This is a genomic window from Methylobacterium sp. 092160098-2, from assembly GCF_028920805.1.
Lineage (GTDB): Bacteria > Pseudomonadota > Alphaproteobacteria > Rhizobiales > Beijerinckiaceae > Methylobacterium > Methylobacterium fujisawaense.
In genome coordinates this window covers 1,582,533-1,603,372 of the sequence record NZ_JAQPZJ010000001.1, presented here as the reverse complement: position 1 = coordinate 1,603,372, position 20,840 = coordinate 1,582,533, and the positions used below count along the sequence as shown (strand labels likewise).

At 72.2% G+C, this 20,840-nt stretch carries 25 protein-coding genes; 18 read left to right on the top strand and 7 right to left on the bottom strand.

The window, feature by feature from the left end; genetic code table 11:
• Positions 1-348: 348 nt before the first annotated feature.
• The 3 genes from PQI07_RS07580 to PQI07_RS07570 all read left to right on the top strand — a co-directional run bounded on the left by PQI07_RS07580 (position 349) and on the right by PQI07_RS07570 (position 3,097).
• Positions 349-2,040, top strand: coding sequence for a methyl-accepting chemotaxis protein (locus PQI07_RS07580; RefSeq protein WP_274926373.1), 1,692 nt, complete (start codon positions 349-351; stop codon positions 2,038-2,040).
• A 186-nt stretch (positions 2,041-2,226) separates the two neighbouring features.
• Positions 2,227-2,385, top strand: a complete 159-nt coding sequence (locus PQI07_RS07575) for an STAS domain-containing protein (protein ID WP_158498480.1) — start codon at positions 2,227-2,229, stop codon at positions 2,383-2,385.
• A 328-nt stretch (positions 2,386-2,713) separates the two neighbouring features.
• Complete coding sequence (locus PQI07_RS07570; RefSeq protein WP_043381491.1) at positions 2,714-3,097, top strand: nuclear transport factor 2 family protein; 384 nt, start codon at positions 2,714-2,716, stop codon at positions 3,095-3,097.
• 286 nt (positions 3,098-3,383) lie between these two features.
• Here PQI07_RS07570 and PQI07_RS07565 read toward each other — a convergent pair whose 3' ends face one another.
• The gene (locus tag PQI07_RS07565) at positions 3,384-3,554 is read right to left on the bottom strand and encodes a hypothetical protein (RefSeq protein WP_164706349.1); all 171 of its coding nucleotides are present in this window, start codon (positions 3,552-3,554) and stop codon (positions 3,384-3,386) included.
• A gap of 503 nt (positions 3,555-4,057) precedes the next feature.
• On the opposite strand from PQI07_RS07565, the gene PQI07_RS07560 reads away from it, so the two are divergent.
• The 3 genes from PQI07_RS07560 to PQI07_RS07550 all read left to right on the top strand — a co-directional run bounded on the left by PQI07_RS07560 (position 4,058) and on the right by PQI07_RS07550 (position 6,910).
• Positions 4,058-5,566, top strand: a complete 1,509-nt coding sequence (locus PQI07_RS07560) for a PAS domain-containing protein (protein ID WP_179697612.1) — start codon at positions 4,058-4,060, stop codon at positions 5,564-5,566.
• A 162-nt stretch (positions 5,567-5,728) separates the two neighbouring features.
• Complete coding sequence (locus PQI07_RS07555; protein ID WP_053609252.1) at positions 5,729-5,965, top strand: hypothetical protein; 237 nt, start codon at positions 5,729-5,731, stop codon at positions 5,963-5,965.
• A gap of 93 nt (positions 5,966-6,058) precedes the next feature.
• Positions 6,059-6,910 carry a DUF6456 domain-containing protein gene (locus PQI07_RS07550; RefSeq protein ID WP_274926372.1) on the top strand — a complete coding sequence of 284 codons (852 nt, stop codon included), beginning with the start codon at positions 6,059-6,061 and terminating at the stop codon, positions 6,908-6,910.
• A gap of 6 nt (positions 6,911-6,916) precedes the next feature.
• Here PQI07_RS07550 and PQI07_RS07545 read toward each other — a convergent pair whose 3' ends face one another.
• Positions 6,917-7,345 carry a SufE family protein gene (locus PQI07_RS07545; protein ID WP_043355266.1) on the bottom strand — a complete coding sequence of 143 codons (429 nt, stop codon included), beginning with the start codon at positions 7,343-7,345 and terminating at the stop codon, positions 6,917-6,919.
• 80 nt (positions 7,346-7,425) lie between these two features.
• Positions 7,426-8,517 (bottom strand): sensor histidine kinase, encoded by a 1,092-nt coding sequence (locus tag PQI07_RS07540; RefSeq protein ID WP_170861828.1) that lies wholly within the window; start codon positions 8,515-8,517, stop codon positions 7,426-7,428.
• A 345-nt stretch (positions 8,518-8,862) separates the two neighbouring features.
• On the opposite strand from PQI07_RS07540, the gene PQI07_RS07535 reads away from it, so the two are divergent.
• The 3 genes from PQI07_RS07535 to PQI07_RS07525 all read left to right on the top strand — a co-directional run bounded on the left by PQI07_RS07535 (position 8,863) and on the right by PQI07_RS07525 (position 11,273).
• Positions 8,863-9,246, top strand: a complete 384-nt coding sequence (locus PQI07_RS07535) for a DUF3761 domain-containing protein (protein ID WP_236952773.1) — start codon at positions 8,863-8,865, stop codon at positions 9,244-9,246.
• A 121-nt stretch (positions 9,247-9,367) separates the two neighbouring features.
• A complete protein-coding gene (locus tag PQI07_RS07530) occupies positions 9,368-10,006 on the top strand; it encodes a helix-turn-helix domain-containing protein (RefSeq protein WP_274926371.1) in 639 nt (212 codons plus the stop codon).
• Positions 9,972-11,273: a DNA-packaging protein gene (locus tag PQI07_RS07525; protein ID WP_274926370.1), complete on the top strand. Its 1,302-nt coding sequence runs from the start codon at positions 9,972-9,974 to the stop codon at positions 11,271-11,273. The genes PQI07_RS07530 and PQI07_RS07525 overlap by 35 nt, the downstream gene beginning before the upstream one ends.
• A gap of 321 nt (positions 11,274-11,594) precedes the next feature.
• On the opposite strand, the gene PQI07_RS07520 is transcribed toward PQI07_RS07525, so the two are convergent.
• Positions 11,595-12,572, bottom strand: a complete 978-nt coding sequence (locus PQI07_RS07520; protein ID WP_274926369.1) for a hypothetical protein — start codon at positions 12,570-12,572, stop codon at positions 11,595-11,597.
• A gap of 30 nt (positions 12,573-12,602) precedes the next feature.
• Here PQI07_RS07520 and PQI07_RS07515 point away from each other — a divergent pair, with 30 nt between their 5' ends.
• From PQI07_RS07515 to PQI07_RS07505, 3 genes are all read left to right on the top strand, one after another.
• Complete coding sequence (locus tag PQI07_RS07515; protein ID WP_274926368.1) at positions 12,603-13,796, top strand: phage portal protein; 1,194 nt, start codon at positions 12,603-12,605, stop codon at positions 13,794-13,796.
• A 93-nt stretch (positions 13,797-13,889) separates the two neighbouring features.
• Positions 13,890-14,402, top strand: a complete 513-nt coding sequence (locus PQI07_RS07510) for an HK97 family phage prohead protease (RefSeq protein WP_043387356.1) — start codon at positions 13,890-13,892, stop codon at positions 14,400-14,402.
• A 26-nt stretch (positions 14,403-14,428) separates the two neighbouring features.
• Positions 14,429-15,721 (top strand): phage major capsid protein, encoded by a 1,293-nt coding sequence (locus PQI07_RS07505; protein ID WP_274926367.1) that lies wholly within the window; start codon positions 14,429-14,431, stop codon positions 15,719-15,721.
• Between the two features lie 256 nt (positions 15,722-15,977).
• Here PQI07_RS07505 and dps read toward each other — a convergent pair whose 3' ends face one another.
• The 3 genes from dps to PQI07_RS07490 all read right to left on the bottom strand — a co-directional run bounded on the left by dps (position 15,978) and on the right by PQI07_RS07490 (position 18,456).
• Entirely contained in the window at positions 15,978-16,523 is a 546-nt protein-coding gene (dps, locus tag PQI07_RS07500; RefSeq protein ID WP_043353382.1) for a DNA starvation/stationary phase protection protein Dps, read from the bottom strand.
• 112 nt (positions 16,524-16,635) lie between these two features.
• On the bottom strand, positions 16,636-17,559 hold the full coding sequence (locus PQI07_RS07495) for a S1 family peptidase (protein ID WP_274926366.1): 924 nt from the start codon (positions 17,557-17,559) through the stop codon (positions 16,636-16,638).
• Positions 17,560-17,685: 126 nt separating this feature from the next.
• Positions 17,686-18,456, bottom strand: a complete 771-nt coding sequence (locus PQI07_RS07490; protein ID WP_274926365.1) for a S1 family peptidase — start codon at positions 18,454-18,456, stop codon at positions 17,686-17,688.
• Positions 18,457-18,481: 25 nt separating this feature from the next.
• On the opposite strand from PQI07_RS07490, the gene PQI07_RS07485 reads away from it, so the two are divergent.
• From PQI07_RS07485 to PQI07_RS07460, 6 genes are read left to right on the top strand one after another with little or no spacing between them, the layout of a single operon-like run.
• A complete protein-coding gene (locus PQI07_RS07485; RefSeq protein ID WP_043349547.1) occupies positions 18,482-19,045 on the top strand; it encodes a head-tail connector protein in 564 nt (187 codons plus the stop codon).
• A 34-nt stretch (positions 19,046-19,079) separates the two neighbouring features.
• Positions 19,080-19,433: a head-tail adaptor protein gene (locus PQI07_RS07480; RefSeq protein WP_043349544.1), complete on the top strand. Its 354-nt coding sequence runs from the start codon at positions 19,080-19,082 to the stop codon at positions 19,431-19,433.
• Complete coding sequence (gene gp17 / locus PQI07_RS07475) at positions 19,430-19,858, top strand: tail completion protein gp17 (RefSeq protein WP_043349542.1); 429 nt, start codon at positions 19,430-19,432, stop codon at positions 19,856-19,858. Before PQI07_RS07480 ends, gp17 begins: the two co-directional genes overlap by 4 nt.
• 11 nt (positions 19,859-19,869) lie before the next feature.
• Positions 19,870-20,280, top strand: a complete 411-nt coding sequence (locus PQI07_RS07470) for a phage major tail protein, TP901-1 family (RefSeq protein WP_043349538.1) — start codon at positions 19,870-19,872, stop codon at positions 20,278-20,280.
• 5 nt (positions 20,281-20,285) lie between these two features.
• The gene (locus PQI07_RS07465; protein WP_043387351.1) at positions 20,286-20,618 is read left to right on the top strand and encodes a gene transfer agent family protein; all 333 of its coding nucleotides are present in this window, start codon (positions 20,286-20,288) and stop codon (positions 20,616-20,618) included.
• 14 nt (positions 20,619-20,632) lie between these two features.
• On the top strand, positions 20,633-20,836 hold the full coding sequence (locus PQI07_RS07460) for a phage tail assembly chaperone (protein ID WP_075382066.1): 204 nt from the start codon (positions 20,633-20,635) through the stop codon (positions 20,834-20,836).
• The last annotated feature ends 4 nt before the right edge of the window (positions 20,837-20,840 follow it).

Genomic DNA, 20,840 nt, shown 5'->3' with positions numbered 1-20,840 from the left:
CGACGGGGCAGGCGGAGCGCCCCGAACCGAGCCAGGACCTCACGGACGGCTCGGGAAGGGATGTCGGGCCGGCTCAGAGCCGACTGATACCTTCGGATCGTGTTCGGCTAGATGCGGACGATGGAAATCCATCCGGCGCTGACTTCCTGCCTCCGGCACTTTCGACCGCATGATACGGCCTCGATTACGCCAAATGTCGGTCTCGATCAGGAAGATGACACGCGATTATCGTGTCGTAGAATTTAGTATTGATATTTGATATTTTCATTCGCATTTTGATATTTTAAGGGAAAATTTAAGATCGATCGCTATTTTCATCGGTGTAGATGTCGGGGCTGCGCTCGGGCCATGAGAATTTGGTTCTCCAGACTTTCGATCAAGCACCGCCTTGTCGGCGTCCTGGGCCTGCTCATCGGCTGTCTGCTTCTCGTCGACGGCCTGGGTCTCCACGCGGTCGGCACCCTCGCCGATGACCAAGCCCACCTCGGCACCAACACGTTGCCGAGCGTCCGATATGCCGGCGAACTGCGCGGCGACGTCATCGATGTGCGCGTCAGCGTCGTCAACCACATCCTCTACACCGACGCTGCCCGCATGCAGGCCGAGGAGGCCGCCCTGTCAAAGAAGACAGAGGCCACGGCCGCGGCGATGCGCAACTTCGCGCCGCTGATCGGCGACGCGCGCGAGCGTGAACTCTTCGACGGGTTCCGCCGTGAATGGCAGAGCTATCTCGCGGCGATCCCCGCCGTGCTGGAATACTCGCGGACCGGGCATAAGGACTTGGCGCTGCGCGAGAGCCTCGTCGGCGTCCGCCCGCACATCAAGGCGGCCTCCCAGGCTCTCGAAGAGATCGTAGCCCTCAACAATGCCAAGGGCGAGAACGCCGTGGCGCAGGGGGTTGCGACCGCGTCCAAGGCCAAGCGGCTCATGCTCGCCATCGGCGCCTTGGCGCTCGTGGTCGCCACCATCCTCGGAACCCTGATCGTGCGGAGCATCGCCGCCCGTGTCCGGGCCGTGCTGGAACCGATGCGGCAGTTGGCGGCTGGGGATCTCGCCGTCGCGATCCCGCACCAGGGCGAGGCGAACGAGATCGGCCAGATCGCCGACGCCGTGCAGGTGTTCAAGGAGGCCGGGATCGAGGCTCGGCGGCTGGCCGCGCTGCAGGCCGAGGCCGATGCCGCCAAGATGCGCCGGGCCGAACTCCTCGACCGCATCACGCGTGATTTCGAGCGGGAGGCGGGTGCGCTCACGGGCGAGCTGACCGCGGCTGCAACCGAGATGGAGGCGACCGCCGCATCGATGACGGAGATCGCAGCGCAGACCAATACGCTCGCAGTCAGCGTCGCGGTTGCAGCCGAACAAACGTCCGGCAACGTGCAGCAGGTTGCGAGCGCGACCGACGAGATGGCGGCCTCCGTCCAGGAGATCAGCGGACAGGTGACGCATTCGGTCGCGATCGCCGGCGCGGCCATCGCGCGCGCCCAGGAGACGGGCACCATCATTCAGGAGCTGTCCGACAGCGCCGACCGGATCGGCGTTGCGGCGGGCCTGATCTCGGGCGTGGCGAGCCAGACCAATCTGCTCGCCCTCAACGCCACCATCGAGGCGGCCCGCGCGGGGGAGGCCGGGCGCGGCTTCGCCGTGGTGGCCGCGGAGGTCAAGACACTGGCCGAGCAGACAGCCCGGGCGACGCAAGAGATCAGCGCCCGGATCGGTGCGATCCAGTCCGCCACGCGCGGCGCGGTCGAGGCGGTCCAGGGCGTGAGCCGCACGATCGACGACATGTCCGGCATCGCCACCCACATCGCCTCGGCGATCGAGGAACAGGGCGCGGCCACGCGCGAGATCGCGCGGAACGTCCAGGAGGCCGCACACGGGACCCGGCAGGTCACGGATCACATCGGATCGGTGCGCGAGGGCGCCGGCGAAACAGGATCGGCCGCGACGCAGGTTCTCGGTGCCGCGTGCACCCTCGCCGTCCGGTCCGATGGGCTGAGCCGAGCCGTCCGCAAATTCCTGGACGAGGTCCGCGCCGCTTAGTGGGGGAGGGGCCGCGGGGATCGACGCCCGTCTGCCACGCCGATGCCGGTCCACCTCAGACGCCCTGGCACGCCCCGCCGTCTCAACCGTCCCGCGGCAGGGGGAGGCCGGTAAGGCGGCTGTGATCGTTCGCCCAAACGGTATCCTGCGGTCAGGCGCGACCTCCAGGCGGCTCTCCTGGGGCATATGTCGGCCTTCGACGCCCTCGACCGGGTGGTGCGGACGTTCCGTCGCCACGGCATCGCGCTCCCTGTGGTCGGCATGAACGCGGCGACGGCAAGCCGGGTCGAGCGGATCGGCCCGCACGACAAGCCCGGGGCGGCCTGCGCGGTCGGCGGCCCTTGATCCGACCGAAGGCTATCCGCGCGCGGGCTGGCGGTTCGTGAGGATGCTCGCCCGGCGCGCTGCTTACGGTAATCGGATCGCTCCCGGCCCCGAGGGGGCATTCGGCGCACGATTCCTGTCCGGCTTACGGGAGATGGCCAGAGCGTCCAGAGCGCGGCGATCCGTCCGTCTGTCTGCGAGAGCGGCTTGGAAGGGGGCGCGGGCACTTGCCTGCCCTATGCCGACATGCTCCCAATCACCGGGCGCGGACGGCCACGATCAAGACGCCCTCGATCCGACTGGCTGTCGGGGGCGAAAGACTGGCCTTGTCGTTGTAGAGGAAGGCCGCATGGTAGATCTCATGCGAAATAAGGCAAACGTGATCGCGTTCTACGAGCTGATGTTCAATGAGTGCCGTCCGCGTGAAGCAATCGAGCGGTATGCCGGCGACGCTTACATCCAGCACAACCCGCATGTGGCCACGGGCAAAGACGGCTTCATCGCCTATTTCGAGCGCATGGCGCGTGAGTGGCCGGGGAAGCGGGTGTCGGTGAAGCGGGCAATCGCCGAGGGCGATATGGTCGTGCTGCATTGCCATCAGCACTGGCCGGGCGACCACGATTACGCGGCCGTGGACCTTTTCCGTCTCGATGAGAACGGCCGGATCGTAGAGCACTGGGACGTGCTGCAGATCCTGCCAGAGGCCTCAGCCAACCCCAACGGGATGTTTTGAACGGCGACACTCGCCTCCGCATCGGCGTGCCGCACGATTCGAGGCCGGCATGCGGGCGCGTCGCGCGGGCGCTGCGGCGGGTCGTGAGCGGATGGGTGGCCTCGTCCGCTTCCGCACAAGGCTGCGTGGGGGCGGACGGGCAGGCCCCCCCCTGGCTGTCGATCCAGGGGGTTCGGTTCGGGTATGAGCCTCGCGACCGGGGCGGTGACATCAGCCCCGGTCGCGATCGGCGGGTCCTGTGGCGCTGGGATGCGTGCCAGGGCCCGCCGCCCTTGAGGCTCGTTGGCTACGGCTTGTTGGCTGGGGCCGGGTTGGTCGTCGTCGCCGGAGGCGCCGGGTTTGCCGGTGCGGTGCTGGCAGGCGGCGGAGGAGGCGGGGGTGTCTCGGCCTTCTTCTCGTCTTTGCAGGCCGTGAGCGCGAGCAGGCCGACGAGCGGCAGCAGATAGCCAATACGCATGAGCGTTCCTCCTGTTTGGACCGGGTAGGCGGTAAGGAACGTCACCCGACCGCTGTTCGATCCGGCGCGCGGTGATCCCGGCCCCGCGCCTGATGCCGGTTCATCATGGGTATGGTCGCGGCTGCCCACCGCCACCGGTCTGATTTGGATGTCCCGCGAGACCATCCGGAACAATTCTCTCACCCCGTTCCATCATCGCAGACCGCCAAATCGGGACGGCACGGAGCGGGGATCGCGAGATTCTGCTTCGGGCCGGAAACAGGCGCGGCGACGACGTCCGCGGCCCTGAATTCTTGCCCGAAGGCGGACCGGGGGAAACCCACCCCGAGCGGTCGCTCCGTTCCCCACCCATGGGGCCTAGGGAAGGCTGTCATGCCTTCCCGGGAGCAGCGCGCCTCGCCCTGGTCCCGAGCAATCCGGTTCAGGTGGATGGGCGCTTCAACGGTCTTCGGCGCTCTTCATGCGCAGGCGCCGACGCGTTATACGGCAGCGCTTGAGGTCTGATGTGTTCAGGACGTGCCCAGGTGCCGGACTATGAGGAAGAAGCCCGCATCATTCGCGAGCTGACGCGGGCGGGCGCCGGACCAGACCCTTTCTCGTCGGCCGTTCGCGCCACGCGCATGCCGATGCTCATCACCGACCCGCGACAAGACGACAACCCGATCGTCTTCGCCAACGCGGCCTTCACGCGGCTGACGGGCTATGGACGCGACGCCATCATCGGGCGGAACTGCCGCTTCCTGCAGGGACCTGCGACCGACCGGGCGGACGTCGCGCGCTTGAGGAGCGCGATCGACAGCAGGACGCCGATCGAACTCGACCTCCTGAACTATAAGAAGGACGGCTCGACATTCTGGAACCGCCTCCTCGTCTCTCCCGTGTTCGGGGAAGACGGTCAGCTCACCTACTTCTTTGCGTCCCAGTTCGATGTCACCCTGGAGCGTGAACGTCTGGTTCGCCTCCAGCGCGACCGCCTTGATCTGGAGGCGGAGGTCGCGCGGCGCAATGTCGAGTTGCAGGCGAGCGAGGAGCGCCTGCGCTTTGCCCTCGAGGCGGGGCAGCTTGGAAGCTGGAGCATCAACCTCGACACGGGGCATCTGACAGCGTCCGACAGCTGCAAGGCGATCTGCGGACGCCAGCCCGACGAGCCGCTGAGTCTCGAAGAACTGCGCGCCTCCATCCACCCGGACGATCGTGCGGTCCAGCAGGACGCGATTGAGCAGGCGATCGCGAACCGGTCGCTTCTCGACGCCGAGTATCGCCTGACGACGCCCGCCGGTCAGGAGCGATGGGTCCAGATTCGGGGGAAGGCGCATTACCGGGCCGACGGGACGCCGATCCTGATCACGGGAACATCGCAGGACATCACGGACCGTCGGGCGGTTCAGAGCCATCGCGCGCTGCTGACCCGCGAACTCCACCATCGCATGCAGAACACGCTGGCCTCGCTGCAAGCCGTCGTCTCGCAGACCATGCGGCGCGCCAACTCGCTGCAGGACGCCGCCGCGACGCTGACGGCGCGCATCCAGGCGATGTCGGCCGCCAATACCCTTCTGATCACGGAGGATTTCGGCAGCGTCTCGATGCAGGGCCTCATCATGCGTTCGCTCGCTCCCTTCGGGGTCGAAGACGGCGACCGCTTTCAGCTCTCGGGACCGGATCTGCGCCTGCCCCCACAGGTTGTCGTCGCCTACGCCCTGGCACTCCATGAGCTGGCGACCAACTCGACCAAGTACGGCGCGTTGTCTGTCGCCGCGGGTGTGGTCGACGTGGCGTGGAGCGTTCAGGGCGGGAAGGAGCCTCCGCTCCTCCATATTCGCTGGCAGGAGCGCGGAGGTCCCCCGGTCGTTGCCCCGCGGCAGACGAGCTTCGGAACCCAGCTGATCAAGCGCGTTTTGGCCACGGAGATCGGTGGGCGGGTCGATATCGACTACCGCGCCGAGGGCGTCGTCTTCACAGCCGTCGCCCCGTTGGCGAACGCCGACCGGGATGACCGCGCTCAGACCGAATAGCGCCGTCCGCCGGCCATCCGGTTGCTGCCCCGGGCGGACCGTCGTCGGCCCGAGCGACCCGGCTTTCGGTTGCGGGACCGCGGGAGCCACGCCCGACCTCGGGCGTTGCATGACGGGCCGTGGCATCGAACACGGTCGCCGGTTCGATCCCGAGGTGCCGCCATGGTCGCGATCCCCAATCCGTCGCCGGATGCGCAGGACGATCACCCCGAGGTGGAGCTGGACCGGGTGAACGACCTCCTCGCCGTCTGGGCGGCCCGCTCCGCCGCCGAGAGCGCCGCGCTCATCGAGCGGTTCGAGGCGATGGGTTACGAGGTCCGGGACAAGTCCGAGGACGAGATCGCCGAGATCCTCCATCGGGCACCGACCCGTGCCGCGCGAAAGACCGCGGCGCGATAGCTGAGAGTTGTAGGTAAAAAAACCTTGAAATTCTGATTTTTCCTGATATGGTGCGGCTTCGGCGCGTCCGCGGTGAACCATACGGAACAAAGCATGAACAAACCTTTCAAGGGTCGCCGCGTGGCTTCGGTGCAGGCGCGGCCGCGCGGCGCCGGACCTGGGGATCTGCCGGCGGATGCGTGCCGCCTTCTGGCGCGACTGGGCGAGGCGGGCGCCGATGCGCGGCCCGATCCCCTGGTTGAGGATGCACTGGTGATCCGGCGCGGCGGCGGCGGTGTCTCGGTGGGGGGCGGGCGCTTCGCGGCCGCGGCCGGCCGGGCTCTGGCCGCGGCCGATCTGGCGACGTGGAACGAGGCCGGCACGCGGCTGACGATCACGGAGGTCGGGCGGGCGCGCCTGCGCCGGCAGGCCATGCCGGGCGATCTGGCCTTCGCGGCCCAGCACCACGACCTCGCCGTCGTGGAGGGGGGTGGTGCGGGGCCGACCCTCCGCAACGCTGCCGAGAACCCCCTGGCCTGGATGGTGCGCCGCCGCGACCGGGACGGCATGCCGCTCATCGACGCGGCGGCGTTCGAGGCCGGAGAGCGGCTGCGGCGGGACATGACCGCCGCCGCGTTGCTGCCGCGCATGGGCTCGGATTTCGGGGCCCCCCGGGTCGATGGCGGCGGTCCCCGTGACCCGGCCAGCGCGGCCGACCACGTGATCGCGGCCCGGCAACGGGTGCGCGGGGCCCTCGATGCGGTCGGGAGCGACCTGTCGGGCCTGCTGATCGACCTCTGCGGTTTCCTCAAGGGCCTGGAGCGGATCGAGGCCGAGCGGCGCTGGCCGGCCCGCTCGGCCAAGGTCGTGGCCCGCATCGCCCTGGGGCGGCTGGCCGAGCATTACGGGCTGGAGCGGGAGGCGACGGGGCCCGATCGGGGCCGCCTGCGCCTCTGGCGGGGGTGAGGCCCCTCAGGCCCCGGCGGCGAGCCGGACCGCGTCGCGGTGGATGCGTTCCGCCATCGCCCGCACGCCGTTGGAGCGCTTCGAGGTCACGTGGGCGCCGAAGCGGAGCTGCCGGAACAGGTCGAGGCCGTCGGTCTCGGCGGCCTCCCGGGGCGTCTTGCCGGTGTAGAGCGCCACCATCAGCGCCACGAAGCCGCGGACGATGAACGAATCGCTGAAGCCGTGGAGGACGAGGCGCGGCGTGCCGTCGGACGGCTCCGCCTTCGTGTCGATCCAGACCTGGCTCTCGCAGCCATGGACGCGGTTCGCCTCGGTCCGCTCCGACTCGGGCATCGGCGGCAGGGCGCGGCCCAGCTCGATCAGATACTCAAGCCGCATGTCGTCGTCTTCGACGATCTCGAAATTCTCGATGATGGTGTCGATCGGAGGAAGCATGCTCGGCCGGGTCCGGTAGGGTCCACGCCGCTATAGGCCGACCGCGCCGTCATGGCGACGGGGCCCGGCGACGCGGTCGCTCATTGCGCGGCGGGGCGGGTCGGCGGCAGGGTCAGCCACAGGGGATCGCCCGGGCTGGCATCGCCCGACACGCTGATCTCGGCCTGTGCCGCGTAGGCGGCGATGAGGCGGGGGCCGAGCTTCGGGACGTTCGACCGGCCGGAATCGGCCATCTCGCTCACCCCGGAGACGATCGACAGGCGCGCCGGGAGGCCGGACTCGATGTCGATGGCGATGGAGCAGGCGACGTGCTCGGCCGTGGCGTCCAGGCACTCGGCGACGATCTCGGCGACGATCATGCCGAGGGCATTGGCGGTACGCGGCTCCACGAGGCCGTTCCCCGAGCCGCCGACATGGACGCTGATCCGCCCGGCCCGCCGGAGCTGCCCGAGCCCGGAGGCGAGGCGGTGGAGGTAGTCCTTGAGGTCGATCGACGCGATGTGCGGCGCCTCATGGAGATGTTGCTGCACCAGCGCGATCGCCCGGACCCGCTGGCCCAGGGCCTCGAAGCTGCCCCGGCAGGCATCCGGCGCCGCCCGGCCGTAGAGGCCGATCAGGCTGACCATCACTTGGAGGTTGTTGCGGACCCGGTGGTAGACCTCGGCCAGCAGCGCCTCCTTCTCGGCCAGCGCGTGCTCGATATGCTCCTCCGCGTGCTTGCGGTCGGTGATGTCGAAGCAGGAGCCGAGATAGCCCTGGAACCGGCCATCCTCCATGAGGGGGCGGGCCGTGTCGAGCAGCCAGCGGTACTCGCCGTCGTGCCGCCGCAGCCGGAACTCGACGGTGAACGGCGCCCGCGCCTCGAAGGCCTCGGCGACGATCCGGGCATGCCGGTCGAAATCCTCGGGATGCAGTCCGCTGCGCCAGCCGAGCCCGAGTTCCGCCTCGAGGGGGCGTCCGGTGAATTCCAGCCAGCACTCGTTGTGGTGGATCGCGTGACCGGCCTCGTCCGAGCGCCACATCATCAGGGGCACGACGTCGGCGAATCGCTTGAAGCTGTCGCTCAGGGCAGCGGCTTCCGCGGTCCCCTGTGCCGGACCCCGACCAGGATCCCCCGAGGGGCCGTTATCCGGCGGTTGTGCCGCGCCGGACCCTGGTGGCTCACCGACCATTCTGTACCCGATTCACTTTGACGAACTGCGTAAAAGGCGATGCCTGCGTGCGGATGGCGCCGGTCAACGTGTCGACCGGACGGCCGTTCCGGTCTTCCACCGCCTTCAACAGCGCACTTTCGGCGACGATAGCCGCGATACCTTTCGAGCCCGTTCCGCGCCCCGCCGCCCTGCGCGCCCGAACCGGGGCGCACGGCCGGACCGCACGCGCCGGCGAGCCGGTCGGGCAGACCGGCCATCACGCGGGAGCGACAACCTGTGAGTGACGATGAGATAACTTTAGATAGTTCGTGACGCGATGCTCTGGTTGTGTCTGATGGTGTTTGACACAACCTTGAGGGCGCCGTGCTGCCTGGCCCGATCGCGACCGTTCCCATCCTCCGCCGGAGGGGCGCCGGTGGCGACGCCAGCCGGTGGCGGATCACGCTGCGGCCCAGAGCCTTCCGCCGGGGCGCTGCCCGCTGGTGCGCCCTCGGTGGCTGCCTCCTCCTCGCCATGGCGGGCAGTGCGACCGCGCGGCCCTTCTCCGAACCGGACGACCGGAACCTCGACCGGCACGGCCATTACCGGAGCCGGGACGGATCCGAGGTCCATCAACCGGCCAAGAGCCTCGACGGCGCCAAACCGGCCGGCGCCACCGCCAAGTGCCGGGACGGGACGTGGAGCTTCAGCCATACCCATCGCGGCACCTGCTCCCGCCACGGCGGCGTCGCCCGGTGGGAAGGCTGAAGCCCAGGGCGAGCTCTGCCTTAAATCCTATTCTGGGCCAAGAATAGGAATTTGCGCTTGACACCGTCGCGCTGCCCGTGTATCAACACGGCACGGTCGAGACGTGTGCGGAGAGACGCCGATGTGGCCACCTCCTCCCAGCAGGGCGGATAGCCGCGCCGAGGCCCTGAAGCTTCTCCGAGAGACCGATCTGCCGTTCGACGCGATCAGCGCCCGCCTCGGTGTCCATCCGAGCACGGTCCGCACGTGGAATGTCCGGGCCGGCTGGCTGAGACCGCGGAAGCATCGGCCCAGGCTCCTGACGGCGCGCTGGCCGGCGGCGCGTCGGGCGGCGCTGATCCGCCTGCTCTGCACCCCGGGCGCCGATCCCGGCGACGTCACCGAGATCCTGGGACTCGGCCGGCTCGATGCCGCGATGCTGGCCTCGGCCTTCGGGGCGGATCTGCCGCCGACTTTGATCCGGCGTGGCGACCCGGCGACCGATCCGGCGACCCTGCGGACGCATCTGCGCGCCCACATCGTCCGGCAGATCGCCGCCTTCGACGCGACGCTGAGCGGGGTGGGGCCGGCCGCGCGCGACTCCGCCCGGATCCTGCGCGACCTCGGCGGGCTCAAGCGGCTCCTCGACACGGTGGATGCGGACAGGGCGCGGAGCGCGGGGGAGGAGGGGGGCGATGGGAGCGAACCCGACCTGCCCTCCCTGCGCGCGGAGATCGCGCGACGCTATGCTGGCTTTGTCGGCGGCCGGACGGCTGCCTGACTTCCTCGGGACCCTGCCTCAGGACCTGCTCCGGGCCCTGGCCGGCGACTGGCTGCATCAGGCCCGGCCCGATCAGCTGCCGCCGCCCGAGCCCTGGACCACCTGGGCGGTGATCGGCGGCCGCGGCAGCGGCAAGACCCGCACCGGGGCCGAGTGGGTCGACGCCCTCGCCCGGGGCGATCCGGCCTTCACCGAGGACCCGGTCGGACGGATCGCGCTCGTGGGCGAGACTCATCTCGACGTGCGCGACGTGATGGTCGACGGGCCCTCGGGACTCCTCGGCCTGCCGGCGCGGGGGCGCGTTCGCCCGGTCTGGTCGCCGAGCCGCCGCCGCGTCGAGTGGAGCAACGGTGCGGTCGCGCTGGCCTTCTCGGCTGAGGAGCCGGACGCCCTGCGCGGTCCGCAATTCGGCGCCGCGTGGTGCGACGAGGCCGCCAAATGGCGCCGGCCGGACGCCGCGTTCGACATGCTGCAATTCGGCCTGCGCCTCGGCGCCCGGCCGCGCAACTGCGTGACGACGACCCCCCGGCCGGTGCCGCTGATCCGCCGCCTGCTCGCCGATCCGCGCACGGTGGTGAGCCGGGCCCGGACGCATGACAACGCCGCGCATCTCGCGCCGGACTTCCTCGACCAAGTGGTCGGGCGCTACGCCGGCACCCGGCTCGGCCGTCAGGAACTCGACGGCGAGCTCATCGCCGACCGGGACGACGCCCTGTGGAACCGCGCCGCGCTGGAGGCGGGCCGGGTCGCCGCCGCGCCCGATCTCGGCCGGATCGTCGTGGCGGTGGATCCCCCGGCCGCCTCCGGGGCGCGCTCGGATGCCTGCGGGATCGTGGCGGCCGGGCGCGCGGGGGGGCACGCCTACGTCCTGGCCGATGCGAGCCTCGCCCGCGCCACCCCACAGGCCTGGGCGGGTGCGGCGCTGGCGCTCTATCACCGCCTCCAGGCCGACGCCCTCGTGGTCGAGGTCAACCAGGGTGGCGAGATGGCCGCCGCCGTGCTCAGCCAGTGCGACCCCGCGGTGCCGGTCACGCGGGTGCACGCCACGCGCGGCAAGTATCTCCGCGCCGAGCCGGTCTCGCTGCTCTACGCCCGCGGACTGGTCCACCATGTCGGGGCGTTCCCGGCGCTGGAGGACGAACTGTGCGATTTCGGGCCGGACGGCCTGTCCGGCGGGGCCTCGCCCGACCGGCTCGACGCCCTCGTCTGGGCGCTGACGCATCTGATGCTCGGGCCGCAGGCCGAGCCGCGGATCCGGCGGCTTTGACCGCGGCGTCTAGAAAACAATTCGGCGCGCTTCCGTGAGAAGCGCGCCGGAGGTGGTTCGTGGTCTCTGGAACGAACTGCATCCTGTATACACAATGTCGTGCGCCAAAGCTGTAGCTGTCCTGCCACGGCGTGCCGTCCCGTGCTGGGAATCCCCACCACAATTCATTCCGCTTGTGCGACGGCGGCGGGTGGATCGGGCCGCGCATCCTGGGGGCACGATCCTTGCCGTCAGCTTGGGGCGCCGCAGGCGCGCCCGGCATCCAGAACCCCGGGCCCCGGCGGGTCCTGCAATCCGGACGGTCCAGCACGGGGGGCGCCGTCACGGAGGCGCGGTCAGGGTCCGCAGGGCGGCCCGGACGTCGGCCAGGGAGCCGACCAGGGCATAGCAGGCGAAAGCGTGCGCGCCGGCGGCGGCGTGCGTCACCCGGAACCGGCAGCTCAGGCGGTTCGCTCCGGCCTCGGCGTCGACCGCGAAGCCGGGTCGCGGCGCGTCGGGCTCCTGCTCCGGCGGGCCCGGCGCCCAGACCGCCAGAGCGTGCGAGCCCTCCGGCGTCGCCAGGATCACGGGGTCCGGCCGCTCCCCCGGTTCGGGATCGAGGGGCGCGATCCCGCCGCTGGCCGGGTCGAAGCGCCAGGCCGACGAGAATTCCGCCGGCACGGCGGCGGCGAGGGGTTCGAGCCGGAGCGCCGCCGCGGCCTCGGCCAGGTCGAAGCGGGCCTGCACCTCCACGGCGTTGCCGAGGCCGGGCAGGCCGAGGGCAATCCGCTTGTGCAGGATCGGGGCGGGCAATGCCGCGGCCGCGGCGCCCGTCGGGCAGTCTGACGGGGGCTCGTCGGCGGGATCGGACGGCCCGTCCCAGGCCATGCGGGTCTCGGTCTCGGCCCAGCTCCGTCCGGCGCGCAGGGCGCGGAGACGGCGGGCGGCGGGTTCGCCGGTGGGGTCCTGCGGGGTGCCCGCCTCGCTCGCCCGGCGGCAGCCGCCTCCGGACCCGACCTCCGCCCGCGCCTGCAGGGCATCGCCCGGTTCGGTATCGGCCAGGAACGTGACGCCGTCCCAGGTCAGGGTGTCCACCGCTCCGGCGACCCGCCGGGACAGGCGCAGGCTGATCTCGGACCGGCCGAAGGGGCGCGCCAGGATCAGGGTTCCATCGGGTTCCGGCCAGAGGGGCGCGGGCCCGGGCGCATCCCCGGCCCGGGCGGGCGCGGCGAGGAGCGCCGCGACGAGGCCGCCGAAACGGGCGGCGCGGAAGCGCGCCCGGAACCGCGCCTGGGGCCGTGTGGGGAACCGGGGCTGCATTGCGTGACCATAGCTCAGGAACGGACCGGCATGTCGACCCTCCTCGAACGGCTGGCGCGGGTGGCGCGCCGCGCCAGCGGCGGCCCGGCGCCCGCCACCAAGGCCGCCGCGGCCCCGGCCTTCGCCCTCTATGCCGAGGGCCGGGCCAGCTGGACGCCCCGCGATCCGGCGGCCCTCGCCCGGGCCGGCTACCAAGCCAACCCGGTGGTCCACCGGGCGGTGCGGCTCGTCGCCGAGAGCGCCGCGAGCCTGCCGCTGATCGCCACCGGCCCCGGGGCCGAGCGGGCGGGCGACCTCCTGGCGCTGCTGGCGCGGCCGAACCCCCGGGAGAGCGGCACGCACCTGCTTGAAACCGTCTATGCCGACCTCCTGCTCGGCGGCACGGCCTATCTCGAGGCGGTGAGCCTCGACGGGCGGATCGCGGCGCTCCAGGCTCTCCGGCCCGGGCGCATGCGGATGCTGCCGGGCCCGGACGGCTGGCCGACGGCCTATCTCTACACGGCGGGCGGACGCAGCCGCCGGTTCGATCTGCCCGAGCCCGGGGCCGCCGTGGCGCCGATCCTGGCGCTGGCGCTGTTCCACCCGGACGACGAGACCGGCGGCCTCGCCCCGATCGCGGCCGCCGCCGCGGCCCTCGACATCCACAACGCCGCGAGCGCCTGGAACAAGGCGCTCCTCGACAATGCCGCCCGGCCGTCCGGGGCCCTGGTCTTCGCAGGGGCGTCGCTGTCCGAACCGCAATTCGACCGGCTGAAGGCGGAGCTGGAGGCGAATTACCAGGGGGCCGCCAATGCCGGCCGTCCCCTGCTGCTGGAGGGCGGCCTGGACTGGAAGCCCCTGGCGCTGTCGCCGCGGGACATGGATTTCGTCGCGGCCAAGAACGCGGCGGCCCGGGAGATCGCCCTGGCCTTCGGCGTGCCGCCGCTGCTGCTGGGGCTGCCCGGCGACAACACCCACGCCAACTACGCCGAGGCCAACCGCGCCCTCTACCGCCAGACCCTGATCCCCCTCGCCACCCGCACCGCGCAGGCGCTGGCCGGCTGGCTGGAGCCCGCCTTCGGCCCCGTCGACCTGGAGCCGGACCTCGATCGGATCGAGGCGCTGGCGGTGGAGCGGGAATCCCTGTGGCGCCGGGTCGAGGCCGCCGATTTCCTGTCGGTGGCGGAGAAGCGCGAGGCGGTGGGCTACCCGCCCGCGATGCCGCAGGAGCCGGGTTCCCGGTGAGGCGCAGGTCTCCCTCCTCCCGGCGCGGGGGAGGAAGGGCCCGTGGCAGTTCCGAACGTCCCCTCACGACCCGCTTCACGCGAGGATCCCCCCATGGACGGGCATTTCTCCGGCTATGCCAGCCTCTTCGGCGTGCCCGATCTCGGCCGCGACGTGGTGGTGCCCGGCGCCTTCGCGGTGAGCCTCGCCCGGCGTGGGGCCGCGGGGGTGCGGCTCCTGTTCCAGCACGACCCCGCCGAGCCGATCGGCCGGTGGCTCGCCCTGCGCGAGGATGGCCGCGGCCTGTTCGCGGAAGGCCAGCTCAACCTCGCGGTGCAGCGCGCCCGGGAGGTCGACGCCCTGATGCGCGGCGGTGGCCTCGACGGGCTGTCGATCGGCTTCCGCACGCTGCGCGCCCGGAAGGGCGCCGGCGGCGAGCGCCGGCTCCAGCAGGTCGATCTCTGGGAGATCTCGCTCGTGACCTTCCCGCTGCAGCCGGGGGCGAGGGCGAGCCCCAGCCCCGAGCCGGATCCGGAGGCCGACGCGATCCGCGGCCTCGCCGGCCTGATCGCCCCGCTCCGCACCGCCAGACCCGCCGCCCGGCCTCGGCTGGCCGCGCGGTCCTGACTTTCACCCCGCCGACGAGGCTCACGATGGACGCCCAGACCCTGAACACCGATCCCGCCTTCGCGACGAAGAGCGGCCTGCCTCTTCTGGAGAACAAGGCCGCGCAACCCGAGGGCGGCCCGGTCCGCTCGGCCCTCGACGAGCTCGCCGCCGCCTTCGCGGCCTTCAAGGAGACGAACGACGCCCGGATCGACCAGATCGAGGGCCGCCTCGGCGCAGACGTGCTCACGGAGGAGAAGCTCGCCCGGATCGACGCGGCCCTCGATGCCGCCCGCACCCGCCTCGACCGGATCGCCCTGGAGCGGGCCCGGCCGCCCCTCGGGCAGCCGGACGTCCGCGAGGCGGGGGCCGCGCACGAGCACAAGGCCGCCTTCGATCTCTACGTCCGGGCCGGCGAGAGCGGCGGCCTGAAGCGCCTGGAGGCCAAGGCCCTGTCGGCCGGCTCCGGGCCGGACGGCGGCTACCTCGTCCCCTACACGATCGAGCGCACCGTGCTGACGCGCCTCGGCCAGGTCTCGCCGATCCGGTCGATCGCCAGCGTGCAGCAGATTTCGGGATCCCAGTACAAGCGAGCGGTCTCGGTGGGCGCGCCGGTCACCGGCTGGGCCGCCGAGACCGCGCCACGACCGGAGACCGCCGCGCCGGCCCTGTCGGAGATCGCGTTCCCCGCCATGGAACTCTACGCGATGCCCGCCGCCACCCAGACGCTTCTCGACGATGCCGTGGTGGATCTCGACGCGTGGCTCTCGGCCGAGGTGGAGACCGCCTTCGCCGAGCAGGAGGGCGTCGCCTTCGTGTCCGGCAACGGCGCGAGCCGCCCGCGGGGCTTCCTCAGCTACGACACGGTCGCCAATGCCGCCTGGGTGCCGGGCAAGCTCGGCACGATCGCCACGGGGGCGGCCGGGGCCTTCCCGTCCGCCAGCCCGGCGGACGTGCTGTTCGATCTGGTCTACGGGCTGCGGGCGGCCTACCGGCAGAATGCCGGCTTCGTCATGAACCGGCGCACCCAGAGTGCGATCCGCAAGTTCAAGGATGCGGAGGGCAATTACCTCTGGCAGCCGCCGCTCGCCGCCGGCCGGTCCGCCACGCTGATCGGCTTCCCGGTCACCGAGGCCGAGGCGATGCCGGATCTCGCCAAGGACAGCCTGTCGGTCGCCTTCGGCGATTTCCGCCGGGGCTACCTCGTGGTCGACCGCACCGGGATGCGGGTGCTGCGCGACCCGTACTCGGCCAAGCCCTACGTGCTGTTCTACACCACCAAGCGCGTCGGCGGTGGGGTGCAGGATTTCGACGCGATCAAGCTGTTAAAATTCTCCTGAGGGGATGCCGCGTCGCTCCCCCTCGGCGCTTTCGGATCGCCGCGCCGGTTCATCCGCGATGCGCGCTCCTCCGCCGTCTGGGGAGGCCCGGGACCGGGGGCGTTCGGACGTCACCGGACCGCTCGGTCCAGAGCCGCCCCCGCCCCTGGCCCCTCCCCACAGGGGGAGGGGGGACTGCACGCGTCCGGGACGGCGCCGGTCTCGGACGGGGACGTGTGATCCCTCGGGCCAGCGCCTTCAGAAGGACCGCGCGCCTTCAGCGGCCCGGATTGCCGTCGCGCAGGGCGCCGGTCGGCTCCTGGACGTGGGCCTCCAGGAACCAGAGGTGCTTGTCGACCGCCCGGGAGATCTCGGTGAACAGGTCGGCCGTGCCGGGATCGCCCGCTTCGTCGGTCTCGTCGATGTTCTCGCGCACGGCGTTGGCGTAGCCGGCATAGCTGTCGATCAGCGCCGCGACGTGGTCGGCGATGGCGTAGATGCCGGTCGGGTAGGGCGGCAGCTTCGTGCGTTCGGCGACCACCTGGGCCGATCCGAAGGCCGTGGCGCCGAGCTGCACCGCGCGCTCGGCGACCTTGTCGTTGAGGTCGTCCAGCTCGGTGCGGAAACCGTCGAGCATCTCGTGGATGCCGATGAACTGCGGGCCCTTCAGGTTCCAGTGCGCCTGCTTGATCGCCAGGGCGAGGTCGATGCCGTCCGCGAGCCGTGCGTTCAGGGCGTCGATCGAGACCTTCTTGGCGTTCGAGTCGGTGTCGTTGCGGGTCTTGTGGGTCCGGGGTGTGGTGCTGGTGCCGCTCTCGGCCATGCTTTCGCTCCGTCAGTCGAAAAGGTTCGGATGCGAAAGTGCCGGTGCGGCCTCAGGTTCCCGCAGCCGCGACGGATCCGCGGCGGCGGGACTGTTTCGCCGCAGGGCGCGCCTAGCGGTTGCGGCCGGGGCGCGCCATCCAGTCCGACCGGTTGCCGCGGGAGGCCGCCTCGCCGACCTGGATCCGCTGCAGTTCCGCCGAGCGCGAGGCGATCCAGCCGGCATGCTCGGCCACCGGCGTCACGGCGGTGAAGCCGCCGCAGGCGGTGCGCCGCGTACCCTGCTGCAGGGCCCCGCTCGACCAGCTGACAACGCCGACGATCCGGTAGCCGCCGGGGCCTCCGGTCAGGATCGGGCCGCCGGAATCGCCCAGGCAGGCGCCGGCGCCCGAGGTCTCGGCCATGCGCCGCCGGTCCGTCACGACGGTCACCCGGTTGGCGACCTGCAGGGAGCCGATCGACACGAGGTGGGCGAGACGCAGGACCCGCGCCGAGTTCCGCCGGTTCTCCGCCACCACGCCGAAGCCCGCGATGTCCACCGGCTCGCCGTTGCTGATCGAGCCGGCGCCCCGGGGATCGAGGGGCACGTAGTCGTTGCCGAGCGGCTGCTCGAGCTTGAGCAGCGCCAGATCGACGCCGGGCTGATCCTCGGGGGTCGTCCCGGGCACGAAGTCCGGGTGCATGGAGGCGGCGATCACCGGGGTCCGGTGCTGCCGGAAGCTCCGGTCGACGCTGATCACCGTGTATCCGGCGGGGCGCATGACGCAGTGGGCGGCGCTAAGCACGAGATCCGGGGCGATCAGCGTCCCCGAGCAGATCTCGCCCTCGGTGCTCTCGATGCGCACCACGAAGCTGCGCGCGCCGTTCGGATCCCGCGTCGTCGCGCCGTTGATCACCGCGGCGGCGGGAGTGGGGAGCAGGCCCGTCAGGGCGCCGAGCAACGACACGCCGAGCAGGCCGCCCCACAAGCTGCCCCTCAGGCCGCCGCGCAGGCTGCGCTCGCGGGGGCCGGCCGTCCGGATCGGGCGAGGGGACATCGGGATCTCCGGGCGCGCGCACTGCGCGGGTGGGGGCGCCGGATGCGGGAGGCGGCGCGCGTTGAGCCTAGAGCAAGGCAAGTGCCCGGCCAAGCTGAGGTTCCCTGCGCACACGTCGCCGTGACGTTACTCCGTCCAGCGCGCGGTCCGGTTCCAGCCACCGAGCACGCGATCGATCCAGCCGCGCTGCGGCCCCGTCAGGATGCCCTGGGTCAGGCCGCCGCAGGCGCCGCCGATCCAGGCCGACAGCGCCAGGACGGCCCCGTCCGGTCCCGCGATCGGGCCGCCGGAATCCCCCTGGCAGGCGCCGCCGCCCGTGCCCTTCAGCCAGACCAGGACCCGGCTCGGCCCGTAGGGCTCGATCACCGGCAGCCCGACGCTGCGATAGGTGCCGGTGGAGCGCGGATCGCCGGGCTTGGCCGCGCCGTAGCCCGACAGGGTCAGGATCTCGCCCGCCCGGGCCGGGGCGGCGCTCAGGGTCACGGGCGCGAAGCGGGTCGGCAGCGGCGTCGCGGTGCGCAGCAGCGCGAGGTCGATGGAGCGCCGCCGGGCCGCCGCCGCGCCGGGCGCGTAGCCCGGATGCAGCGCCTGCGCGGCGACGTCGACGAGGACCGGTTCGCCGGTGGCGTCGCGGAAATGGACGCGGTGCTCGCTTGCGTCGGCGAGGCAGTGGCCGGCGGTCAGCACCGTGTCGGGGGCGAGCACCACGCCGGTGCAGACGCCGCCCTTCGACGACAGGACCATCACGGCCCCGCCGGCCGGCGCCTCGGTGCCGCCGACCACCGCCTGCGCCGGGAGGGCGGCGAACGCCAGGATCGGCGCCAGGGCCGCCGCGAAGGCCGCCGCAAGGCTCCCCCCCGCCGGGTGGCGCACCGGGCGGCGCTTCGAGATCGGCATCGGACCACCTGCAGAGAGACGCGCGATGATCCCGTTACGCATCGAGGCCGCCGCCGTCGAGCCGGTGGGCGTGCCCGACCTGCGCGCCTACCTGCGGTTCGAGTCCGATGCGGGCGCCGACGAGGACGGGCTGCTCCAGGCCCTGATCAGTGCGGCGCGCGCGAGCCTGGAGATCGAGACCCGCCGGATCCTGATCCCGGGCCGCTACCGGATCGCCCTGTCCGCATGGCCGCCGGACGGGCAAGTGCCGCTGCCCCTGAGCCCCCTGGTCGCGCTCCTCCGCGCCGGCTTCGCGGAGGCTTCGGGGGACGTCTCCGACCTCGCCGCGGGGCTCGTGCGCTTCGGCCCCGATCCGGGCGAGGCGCCGTCGCTGCGCATCGATCCCGCCGTGCCGGATCCCGCCGGCCGCACGATCCTGATCGAGGTCGCGGCGGGATACGGCGGCGACGGGCCGCCGCTCCCCGAGCCTCTGCGCCTCGCGATCCTGCGTCTCGCCGCCGCCCGCTACGAGCATCGCGGCGACGAGCCCGATGCCGCCCGTACCGACGCGGCCGAACTCGCCGCGCCGTTCCGGCGGATGCGGCTCTGACACGGCTGTGACGCTCGCTCCCGGAGTTTGCCCGATGGCGTCCTCGTCCCAACACCCGCCCCTCGGCGCGCGGCGCCGCCGCTTCGTGCTCGAACGGCCCCTGGAAGAGCCGGACGGCTTCGGGGGCGTGCTGCGCCGCTACGTGGCCGGCCCGGTCCTGTGGGGGGCCCTAGCCCCGGCGGGGATGGCCGATCGCCCGGCCGGCGGCCGCACCGACACGCTGCCCGCCTACCGCGTCACCCTGCGGAGCCGGGCCGAGCTCGACCCGACCATGCGGCTCGCCGCCGGCCCCCGCCGCTTCGCGATCCGCGCCGTCACCGAGCCGGATGCGCGGGGCCGCGACCTGATCTGCCACGTCGAGGAACTGCCCCGGGAGGGCCGGTCGTGAGCGATCCGGGCCCGCTCCTGGCGCTCCGCGCTGGCCTGATCGCCCGCTTCGCCGCCGATGCCGCCCTGGCCGCCCTGCTGGGCGGCCGGGTCCGGCTCTACGACGAGCCGCCGCGGGGCACGCTCCCGGTCTACGCTCTGTTCGGCGACGCCGAGATCACGGACGATTCCGTCGACGGCGCCGAGCGCCACCGGCATAGCCACGCGATCGTGGTTATCGCTCAGGCCGGCTCGGTGCGCACCGCCCTCGACGCCGCGGCGCGGATGGCGGCCCTGCTGCAGGACGCCGCGACGCCGCCCGTCCTCCCCCTTGCGGGCTGCCGGCTCGTCACCCTGCGGGTGCGGGCCGTCCGCGCCCACCGCGACGCCCGGACCGGCGAGGCCCGCGCGAGCCTGACGGTCGAGGCCGTCACCGAGACCCTGTGAGGAGAAGGCCGATGGGCGCGCAGAAGGGCAAGGACCTGCTGATCCGGGCCGGCGACGGCGCGGGCGGCTTCACGGCGGTGGCGGGCCTGCGCAGCCGCCAGATCACCCTCAACGCCGAGACCGTCGACGTCACCAACGCCGATTCCGCCGGGCGCTGGCGCGAGTTGCTGGCCGGCGCGGGGGTACGCCGGGCCGCGATCGCCGGCTCCGGCGTGTTCCGCGACCAGGCGTCGGATGCGCGCCTGCGGCTGCTGTTCTTCGAGGGCGCGGTCGAGGTGTTCCAGATCGTGATCCCGGCCTTCGGGACCCTGGAGGGACCGTTCCAGATCGCGAGCCTCGAATACCGGGGCGACCATGCCGGCGAGGTGACCTTCGACATGAGCCTCGAATCCGGCGGCGCACTCGCCTTCGCGGCGGCCTGAATCCCATGGCCAACCGGATCCGCGGCGAGGTGCCGCTCGACCTCGGCGGGCAGCGCTACACCCTCTGCCTCACCCTCGGGGCGCTGGCCGAGCTGGAGACCGCGCTCCAGGCCGGCGATCTTGCGGGCCTCGCCGCGCGCTTCGCGGGCGGGCGCGTCTCGGCCCGCGACCTGATCGCCCTTCTGGGCGTCGCCCTGCGGGGCGGCGGCCACGATCTCGACGACGCGGCGGTGGCGCGGCTGCCCCTGGCGGGGGGGCTCGATGCCGTCTCGGCCGCCCTGGGGGACGTCCTGGCGGCCGCCTTCGGGGAGGCGCCGGGCCCGGCAAACCCTCCCTAGAGCCGGATGCGGATCTGCCGCCGCGTCCGGCTCCGGGCCGCTTCCCCTGGGACGACGCCCTGGCCCTCGGCCTCGGCGCTCTGGGCTGGCGGCCCCGCGATTTCTGGTCGGCGACCCCGCGCGAATTCGCCGCCGCGCTCGGCCGGCGCGGCGGGCCGGAGCCGCTGACCCGCGCCGCCTTCGCGCGGCTGCTCGCCGCCTATCCCGATCCGACATGAGGCG